Below are 2,355 nucleotides of genomic sequence, written 5' to 3' on the forward strand. Positions count from 1 at the left end.
CCTAATGTTTGTCCTTTTTTGACTTTATCTCCTGCATTCACATATGCTGGAGTATCGGGCGAAGGACAACGATAAAATGTGCCGACCATTGGAGAATTAATCGTCTCTCCTACTAAAATCGGCGCAACTGGAGCAGAAGCGACAGGGGCGATTTGTGGAAGGCTTTGTGGGGCTTGCAAAGTCGCGCTAGGAGCATTTTGCGATTCTACAACCACTGCTGTTGCGCAATTTTGCCCTTTCTGAAGTTTAATGGTTGAATTTTCTTGTGAAATACTAAGACGATTCAGATTACTTGCATCAAAGATTTCTATAAGTTCTTTTATCTCTTTAAAATTCATTCTTAAGCCTTTTTGAAATAGATTCCCAAATTCCTTTGTTATCCAAAAGAATTTTACTGATTTAATCTGTTATAATATCATAATTTAATTTAAAAAATAAATAAGGAATCAAATGGGATTAAAAGAAGACCGATGGATTCGCGAAATGGCGCAAAAATATGCAATGATTGAACCTTTTTGCGAAAATCAAGTGGGGCAAGGCGTTGTGAGTTTTGGATTATCAAGCTATGGCTATGATATTCGCGTGAGCAATGAGTTTAAGATTTTTACCAACATTAATGCAATGGTGGTAGATCCAAAGAATTTTGACGCAGCAAATGTAGTAGATTTTGTTGGCGATGTGTGTATCGTGCCGCCCAACTCCTTTGCACTTGCAAGAACGATTGAATACTTTAAGATTCCACGCAATATTTTAGCCATTTGTCTAGGAAAAAGCACCTATGCGCGATGTGGAATCATTGTCAATGTTACGCCTTTTGAGCCGGAATTTGAGGGACACATTACAATTGAGATTAGCAACACCACGCCGCTTCCTGCCAAAATCTACGCAAACGAGGGAATTGCACAGGTGTTGTTTTTGGAGGGAGACGCGCCTTGCGAAGTCAGCTATAAAGACAAAAAAGGCAAATACCAAAACCAACAGGGCATTACCCTGCCAAGAATCTTAAAATAACGAGTCCTTGCAAGACTTGACTTAATCAAGTCGCAGCAATCTATCCTCAAATTAAGAAAAAACTTTTGCAATGGAATCGCAAAGTAAAAAGCAAGAATCTTACCGCTTAAAGCCCCTAAAAAGCCTTTGGATTTTTCTTGAAACAAACGAATAAAGCCAAATCTTAAAAGCATAAAACTTGTGAGTCTGAATCCTTTGTCTCTCTTGCCCCAACGCTTCTATCAATACGCTTGGCGCGCAAAGCTCTAGTGTTTTGGGGTGGATATAACGCGGATAGAGGAGATATGTTCCGCAAAATAATTCCTCTAAGCTTAGTTTGCGATTCCGCCTTGCGCAAGTTTGTTTATCCTGTGTTAGCCCCCAACCCGCATAAAAAGGCATTCCATAAGTAACAACCTTTTTGCCATACAACAAAGCCTCAAACCCACTAAGCGAAGTGAGTGTATGCACCTCCTCTACGACTTCTATCACAGAGGGCAAACTCACTCTTTCAAGAATCTCATCGCAATACTTTAATGCAACTTGTGGTGCAATATGCCCCGTGCGATTCCCACTTAACACATCGGGGTGGGGCTTGTAGAGGATATAGCTCTGTGGATTTTCCTCTCTTGCTTGTTGCAACAAAGAAAGATTTGTTCTCCCCGCTGCACCAAAACGAATCGAAGCATCATCTTCTACCTGTCCGACAACAAGAATCTTCGGCTTCTCTTGCGGAAGATTAAGAATTGCGTGAGAATCAATATTGTATTTACTGATTTTTTTCTTTAGGATTTGCTCTTTTAAATCCTTTGCCTCTTCCAAAATCTCGTGCGAGAATTGTGTATTTTGCAAAATCTCCTCTAGTCTGCTTGGTGCAGTAGAATCAAAATAAATTCCTCTATCATCAAAAACCAAAGAAAAAGGGCGTGTGAGGTCAGAACCTAAAGCTAGTGAGCGGATAAAGCCATCTTCTACGCGAACTAGAGGAATCGCATTTGTCTTTGCATAGGATTCTAACGCACTAAACTCCTTTCTACCCCAAACAAAAATCACACTCTCCTTATCCAAACCCTTTTTAAAAGCCAAGTCTAAAGCATTTGCCCAAAGAGGATTGATGAAAATGATATTTTGCGGTTGAAATTCCTTTAAAAAGGGTTGAATGAAATTAGGTTTTTTTCGCGAATATCCAAAAAGGAAATGGTGTTTCCAAAGAGAGAATCCAAACATAAAAGCCTTTTTGGAACTCTTTTTGTAACGATATTTTTTAATCGTTTCTAAAGTATCCAAAATATCGCTTTTGCGGTTGTAGATAGGATTAAAATACCGCGCATAGAGGATATAACTTGCAGCAAAAACCTCCTCTAA

General features: G+C 39.4%; 2 protein-coding genes and 1 pseudogene. 1 reads left to right on the top strand and 2 read right to left on the bottom strand.

Translation table 11 applies throughout. The features are described from left to right. Positions 1-338, bottom strand: a 338-nt coding sequence (locus tag Q1553_RS07520; protein ID WP_300842873.1) for a biotin/lipoyl-containing protein, incomplete at its 3' end; no start/stop codon positions are given. Positions 339-450: 112 nt separating this feature from the next. Between Q1553_RS07520 and dcd the strand changes: the two genes are divergently transcribed. Next, positions 451-1,011, top strand: a complete 561-nt coding sequence (gene dcd, locus Q1553_RS07525; RefSeq protein WP_115552284.1) for a dCTP deaminase — start codon at positions 451-453, stop codon at positions 1,009-1,011. Between the two features lie 99 nt (positions 1,012-1,110). On the opposite strand, the pseudogene Q1553_RS07530 reads toward dcd, so the two are convergent. After that, positions 1,111-2,355, bottom strand: a pseudogene (locus Q1553_RS07530) (capsular polysaccharide biosynthesis protein); the annotation flags it as partial.

The sequence above is a fragment of the Helicobacter sp. UBA3407 genome (assembly GCF_949747025.1).
Classification (GTDB): Bacteria; Campylobacterota; Campylobacteria; order Campylobacterales; family Helicobacteraceae; genus Helicobacter_D; species Helicobacter_D ganmani.